Source organism: Senegalimassilia sp. (genome assembly GCF_977052095.1).
In genome coordinates, this window is record NZ_CDRSTZ010000072.1 from 1 (window position 1) to 6,544 (window position 6,544).

4 protein-coding genes and 1 pseudogene are annotated in these 6,544 nt (G+C 61.8%); 2 read left to right on the top strand and 3 right to left on the bottom strand.

The genetic code is table 11. The annotated features are described in order from the left end of the window. Positions 1-935 (bottom strand): annotated as a pseudogene (locus ACWI6D_RS09135) (elongator complex protein 3); the annotation flags it as partial. Positions 936-1,522: 587 nt separating this feature from the next. Here ACWI6D_RS09135 and ACWI6D_RS09140 point away from each other — a divergent pair. Together ACWI6D_RS09140 and ACWI6D_RS09145 are read left to right on the top strand one after the other, a co-directional pair. Further along, complete coding sequence (locus tag ACWI6D_RS09140; protein ID WP_449134456.1) at positions 1,523-2,704, top strand: cysteine desulfurase family protein; 1,182 nt, start codon at positions 1,523-1,525, stop codon at positions 2,702-2,704. A 4-nt stretch (positions 2,705-2,708) separates the two neighbouring features. Further along, a complete protein-coding gene (locus ACWI6D_RS09145) occupies positions 2,709-3,740 on the top strand; it encodes a class I SAM-dependent methyltransferase (RefSeq protein ID WP_449134457.1) in 1,032 nt (343 codons plus the stop codon). 60 nt (positions 3,741-3,800) lie between these two features. Here the strand turns inward: ACWI6D_RS09145 and ACWI6D_RS09150 are convergent, their stop codons facing one another. Both ACWI6D_RS09150 and ACWI6D_RS09155 read right to left on the bottom strand, forming a co-directional pair. Beyond that, positions 3,801-6,032 (bottom strand): FtsX-like permease family protein, encoded by a 2,232-nt coding sequence (locus ACWI6D_RS09150; protein ID WP_449134458.1) that lies wholly within the window; start codon positions 6,030-6,032, stop codon positions 3,801-3,803. A 12-nt stretch (positions 6,033-6,044) separates the two neighbouring features. Continuing rightward, on the bottom strand, positions 6,045-6,544 hold a 500-nt coding region (locus ACWI6D_RS09155), incomplete at its 5' end, for an ATP-binding cassette domain-containing protein (protein WP_449134459.1).

Below are 6,544 nucleotides of genomic sequence, written 5' to 3' on the forward strand. Positions count from 1 at the left end.
GGAAACGTTGCGGTCTGCCATTGCGCGGCAGCGGCCCAGCCGTTACGGGGAGCTGCATCTTGCGGGTCTTCAGGGGCGACCGATTCGGGGTCGGCCTTCTGCGTATCGCCGATTGTCGTGCAGTTTGCGAGAGCGTTGTCAGTCGTAGTGTTACGGTCATCCGTTCGGGTGCGCAAGCGGGAATCGTCCGCGTGGGTTCTGCAAGCGTATAGGTTTCGAACCGTTTCGTTGTAGGAGGCATCGCCGGCGGTGACGCGCGCTTGCGCTTCGGAGGCCCAGGCGGCAAGGTCGTCGCGTTCGCAGGCTATGCCGGCGTTTTGGTATTGCTCGCGGCGCGTTTCGGATTCACACTCTACCGTGGCTTCGCAGCCCATGTCGTTCAAGGCGCGGAACAGCTCGTGTATGTACCATATCTGGTACGTCTCGGGGTAGTCGCTCCACGTGCCGCCAAGCACGATGAGCTCGACCTTGTCGGTGACGTGCCCCATTTGATGCAGCGTGCGCAAACGTGCGGTGACCTGCAGATACGGGTCGAACCAGTTGCGCTCGGCGCGCTGGCAGGCCGGCTCGTCGTGCAGGTAGCTTTTCGGCATGCGCACGTCGTTGGGGCAGTACAGGCACGCGCTTGAGCACGGCCACGGTTTCGTGAGCACGGTAACGGTGGCCACGCCCGATGCGGTGCGGCGCGGCTTGACCTGCAGCGTGCGAACCAGGCGCGCCTCAAGTTCGGGCGAGATGTCCCAGCTGGCCCACGTTTGGGGCTGGTGCGCCTTGATGTCTTGGTAAAGCGGCAGCAGGTTTTTCTTCGCCACATGGCGAACGGGGCCTGCGACCTCGCGGTTTCGTGCGCGGATGATGCGGTCGAGCGCGTTGGGGTCAAGCGGGCCGCTGGTGCGGCGCAGCTCGGAGATGATGTTCAGCAGCGTTTTTTCCATAGGTGGTATTCTACGGCATGTGCGCCCTTGCGAAACGTGTTCGCAGCGTGTAATATGCGACGTACGGTGCCCCGGCATACCGGGCGGCATTGTACGTTAGATTACCCGGCTAGCTTTTCGACTGGGCAAGCCGGGTTCTCTTTTTGTACGCATGCAGTTCACTAATTCCGGTTGGCTAAGCCAACAATTCCGATAACAACCGTGAAAATCGCGCAGAGCGCAATGACCGTTTGAGTATCCATCGGCGGCACCTCCTTGTCGCAAAAGAAGGCCGCCCGGCAAGCGAAGCACCGTTTAGCCAGTATGCGGCAAATAATTCTTGAGATGAAGGCTTGTAATTCGAAGGACGTGACCCCGGGGTGGACGAAAAGTCCCGAGGACGTCCGAAATTGTTATGCAAACGTAGTGCAAGCCCGCGAAAACGCCATGATTGAACTGCGGTTTTGCCGATTATCGATGTTTCTGCGCTGAACTGCGACCGGTTTACCCACATTATGAAGCGCGGGTTAGAATGATGGGCGCTATCAAAGATGCGGCAGCGCCGGCAAGCGCGGCCGCGTGTGGGTTGAGTACGTGAAGGCAAACGCATGGAAGACACGCTGACATATTTAGACAACGCGGCCACAACGCAGCCGCTGCCGGAAGTTGTTGCGCGCATGAACGAGGTGCTGGCGGAAAGTTGGGGTAATCCCTCTTCGCCGCACGCCGTGGGACGCAAGGCGAAGGCGGTGCTTGAGGAAAGCCGCGCTGTCATTGCCGATGCGCTGGGCGTGGATGCTGACGAAGTGTACTTCACGTCGGGCTCAACCGAGTCGAACAACCTGGCTATCCGCGGCGCGTGCTTGGCGCATCGCGAGCATCCGGGGCAGATTATCACGTCGTCGCTTGAGCATTCGTCGGTGACGCGCACTGTGCGTGGCATGCGCCGTGACAGCAAGTGGCCGTGCGCGTATGTTGAGGCGCCAGATGGCGTGCTTGACCTGGGGCAACTGCGCGAGCTGTTGCAGGCGGGGCCCACGGCGCTTATCACCATGATGCGCGTGCAGAACGAGGTTGGCTGGATTTTCCCCATTCCGGAAGTTGCGGTGCTGCGCGACGAGCTGGCGCCCGAAGCGCTTTTGCACTGCGACGCCACGCAGTCGTTCGGCAAGCTGCCCACGTGCCCGCGCGAGTGGGGCGTGCAGCTGCTGACTGCCGGTGCGCACAAGATCGGCGGTCCGCGCGGCATCGGCATTCTGTACGTGCAGCGCGGCGTGAAGATGTTCACCACGGCGTTCGGCGGCAACCAGGAGCGCGGGCTGCGTTCGGGCACCGAGCCGGTGTTTTTGGCGGCGGGCATGGCCGAGGCCGTGCGTCTTGCCGTGCGCGACGGGGAAGCGAATGTGAAGCACGCTGCTGACCTGCGCGAACGGGCGATTGCGGGGCTGCGTCGCGAAATCGGCGACGTGGTGATCCACGCGCCTGCAGGCGGCAGCCCCTACATTTTGAGCTTCAGCATCCCCGGCGTGTCGAACGCACAGTCGGTGCGCTACCTGTCCGATCGCAGCGTGTTCGTGTCGCGCGCATCGGCGTGCGAGGAAAACCACACGACGGTGGCGCCGGGCACGTGGCGCGGGAAGCATCCGCTGTCGCTGCAGGCGGCGGGCATCTCGCTTCGCGAGGGCAAGGAAACGCTGCGCGTGAGTTTCTTCCATCAGAACACGCCGGAAGACGTCGACCGCTTTGTTACCGTGCTGGCGCAATGCGCCCGAGAGATGCGCGAGTCGTAAGAACATGGAACCGCGTGGGGATGCCAACTGCGAGCAAGTGTGTGCAGTCGCAAGCGGCGGCGCAGCTTGCGCGGCCGATGCAGCTGAAGACCTTGCGTCGGGCGGTGGTGCGGCAAAGGACGCCGAAGAGGTGCTGGCGCTGCGCTTGTGCGCGTTGACCGGGGAGTTTTATCGCGCGAACGCCGAATCGTTCTCGCAGACGCGACACTCGCCGTGGCAGGGTTGGGTGCGGTTGCTCGAGGACATGGATGCGGCTGGCTGGCGAACAGGTTGCGAACCTGGGGCTTTGCACGTCGCGGATGGGGCGTTTGAAGGCTCGGTTCGCCGAGACGCGCACGCTGCCGACGGCGAGAGTCGCGAGAGGGCATGTGTTGTCGCCGATGCTGGCGCAAGCGGGCGAGAGCCGCTGCGTGTGCTTGACTTGGCTTGCGGCAATTTGCGTTTCGAGCGGTATTTGGCGGACGCCTTGCCTGGCAGGATGCTGTCGGGTTATGCGGTGGACAATTGCGATCCGCTGGTGGAAGCCGGGGAGCGAAACGAATCCGACGCGTTGTCCCGAATAGCCTTCCAGAATCTTGATGCGATTGAGCGGCTTTCCGCCGGTTGCCTTCGGAAGGCGCTTGAGGTGCCGGATGCGTCGTGCGATTTGGCGGTGTCGTTCGGGTTCATGCATCATGTGCCGCTGGAGCGTTGGCGGGCGGGGCTTTTGCGCGCGCTTGTCGCGAAGGTGCGCCCGGGCGGGTTCGTGGCCGTGAGCTTCTGGCGATTCCTGAACAGTGCGAAGCTGGCGCGCAAAGCGCAGGAAACCACGAGCCGTGCGCGTGCTGAGCTGGGAATTCCCGAGCTGCCTGGCAACGATTATCTTCTGGGTTGGCAGGATACGCAGGGGCTGTACCGTTATTGCCATCATTTCGACGAGTGCGAAATTGAGCGGCTGTTGACGGCGGTGGCAGATTCCGCGGACCTTGTGAGCCGTTTCGAGGCAGATGGCAAGACGGGCAACTTGAACGAATACGTTGTTTTGCGCGTAAGGTAAGGGGCGGCCGCCGTGCGAATCGTTCGCAGGCAACCGCCCCTTCTCATTTCGGTATTCAGCTTACGCAAGCAGCTTCTTACCCGCGCCGGAAACGACTGCCGAACGCGCGACCAGATACGTTGAGGCTAGATAGACCGCGTACACCGCAACCACCAGCGCGATGCCGACGGCAAGCGTGCTGGTAACGGCTCCCGTGCCCCAAAGCGACAGCAGGTTCTTGTACAGAAGGCTGATTGTGCATGCGGAATGGCATCCTGCAACTAGAAGCGGAGCTACGAAGTAGATGCCGATCTGCGTGCGCAGGCTTCGTAGCACCATGTCCCTGTCGCAACCTAGCTGGGCCAGCAGGCGGTAGCGCGGAATGCTGTCCGCCACCTCGGAGAGCTGCTGGACGGAAAGAACCGCCGCCGTGGTCATCAGGAAGACGAAGCCGATATAAAGAGCCAGGTAGACCAAGAGCAACTTAAGCCCCATGCTGTCGGCGATAATGCTTTCGCTCGTGTCGTAATAGGACACCGGCCATGCGCCGGGATCGTAAGTCCAGCCCTTTTCGACAAGCTCTTCACTCGGCGGTGCCGCCTTCCCGTATTCAGCCATCATGTCTTTCATGGCCTGCTCTTGCGAATCACTTGCCAGGTTGACGTTCAGCTCGCTCAAGTACGGCAGATCGCCAGCGGCGAACCTGTCGGCCGCCAATTCGTCGGGAACCACCAAAACGGCGATCAGACAACTCATGCTGCTTACCTGAAGCGATTGGGAAACAACCTGCCCGGAAGCGGTCAGGGCATGACCATCAACGGTGATTGCGTGTCCCTTTTGGCCAAGGGCTTTCGCGTAGTCGGCCGATTTGTCGACCGTGTTGTCGACCAGGTACTCGTTTGCGGCAAGCTCGATCGGCTTTTCGCCCGCAAGCTGGCGCGCGGCGTTGAACTGCGACAACGATACGTATTGCACGCCTTCGTCGGCTATACTGGAGTTCTCGTCGGAACCGATCTGGTCAAGCGTGAAGCCGCAGCTTTCAACGAGCTGCCTGTTCGTCAGATCGTCCGCAAGCCAGGTGTCCACCTGAGCCGAGCCGGTCACGCGTTCGTCCCAATCGGGGATGAGCGACTTGAGGTACGCAGCGGTGGAACCGTCGTTCTCTTGCCATAGCCTGTAAATCTCGTTGCGCTGGGCTTCGGTTTCCTCGATTGCGGCTGCCTTCTCCTCTTCCCCGCCGTACTGCTCGGAAGGCACCGCCTCCATGTCGGAGGTATCGAGCGACATCAGGCTCGCACGGATAGACGCGTCGAACTGGGTGTTCTCTTCCAGCTGGTCGGAGAAGAGCGACGCCAGGCTGAAGCCCGTGGAGAACACGACGATGCTGAAGAACAGAAGGATGCTGACCGTCCACAACGACACGAACGCGGTGTTCACCTTCGCCGCGATTTGGCGCATGGTGAACATGGCGAGCCCCTTGAAGTACACGCCGCGCAGACGCTGGATCAGCAGGATGAAGAACCCCGACGCCGACCAGAACAGGCCCAGCGTGCCGACGAGCATCAGCGCGGTTGCGATGCGGAAGTGCTCGCCGAAGTAAACGAGGCCGTCGAGGTTGAGCTCGGCATATGCCTTCGCCAGAACAAGGCACGACAGCACGAACACGATGAGGCAGACGATGGGGTTGCGCACGGGCATGCGCTCGTTGCGGGAGTTGGCCGAAAGCAGCGTGGCAAGCTTGCAGCGCGAAATCTGCACGGCGTTGAACAGGGCCACCACGACGAAGATGAGTGCGAAACATCCCAGGGTCAGCTCGGCGGATCGGACGCTGAACAGCAGATGATAGTCGCTGATGGCCACACCGATAAGGCCCGCCGTGGCGAAGGCGATCGCCTGCGAGATCAAGAAGCCCAGCCCAAGCCCCGCCACCAGCGCGATCACGCCGACGGTTAGCGTTTCCGTCAACACCACCGAGGAAACCTGGCGCGGGCTCATGCCCAGCAGCAGGTACGTGCCGAATTCCTTCTTGCGCGCCCGGACCACGAATCGATTGGCGTATAGGACCAAAAAGCCCAAAACCACGGCGACGACGATGCTGAAATAGGTCATGACCTGCGCGAGGATGTCGAAAATGCTCGCGCCGGATGCCAGGAACACGTTCGCGGCGCCTTCCTGGGCCTCGAAGAGCACACGCGAGTCCTCGATGGCGTTGAAGGCGTAGAAGACCGCCACACCCAAAGTAAGCGTGACGAAATACACGGCGTAATCACGCATGCTGCGGCGCACGTTGCGCAAGGCAAGTTTCATCAACATGATGGCCACCGCCTAGTTGCGCGGATCGACGGTGTGCGAGGGCGCGAAGCCGACCGCGGGGAAGTCGCCCTGCTTGCCGGAAAGGAATGCCTGGACTTCAAGGATGCGCTGGTAGAAATCGGTTCGGGCGTCATCGCCGCGGCGCAGCTCGTTGAACAGCTTGCCGTCCTTGATGAACAGGATGCGATCGGCGTAGGAGGCGGCGACCGCATCGTGCGTGACCATCATGATGGTGGCGTGCAGCTTCGTATTCAGCACCTCGAGCGTCTCAAGGAGGACGGCGGCGTTGCGCGAATCGAGCGCGCCGGTGGGCTCGTCAGCAAGGACCAGCTTCGGGTCGGCGACGATGGCGCGCGCCGCGGCAACGCGTTGGCGCTGGCCGCCTGACATTTGGCGCGGGTATTTCTGCAGGACGTCCGTCACGCCGAGCATGTTCGCGGTGCTATCGACCTTCGCGCGGACGGCATCGGCCTTCTCGCCCTTGATGGTAAGGGCCAGGGCGATGTTCTCGA

Coding starts and splice junctions, on each gene's coding strand:
- ACWI6D_RS09140 (WP_449134456.1), top strand. CDS start 1,523: ATGGAAGACACGCTGACATATTTAGACAACGCGGCCACAACGCAGCCG.
- ACWI6D_RS09145 (WP_449134457.1), top strand. CDS start 2,709: ATGGAACCGCGTGGGGATGCCAACTGCGAGCAAGTGTGTGCAGTCGCA.
- ACWI6D_RS09150 (WP_449134458.1), bottom strand. CDS start 6,032: ATGTTGATGAAACTTGCCTTGCGCAACGTGCGCCGCAGCATGCGTGAT.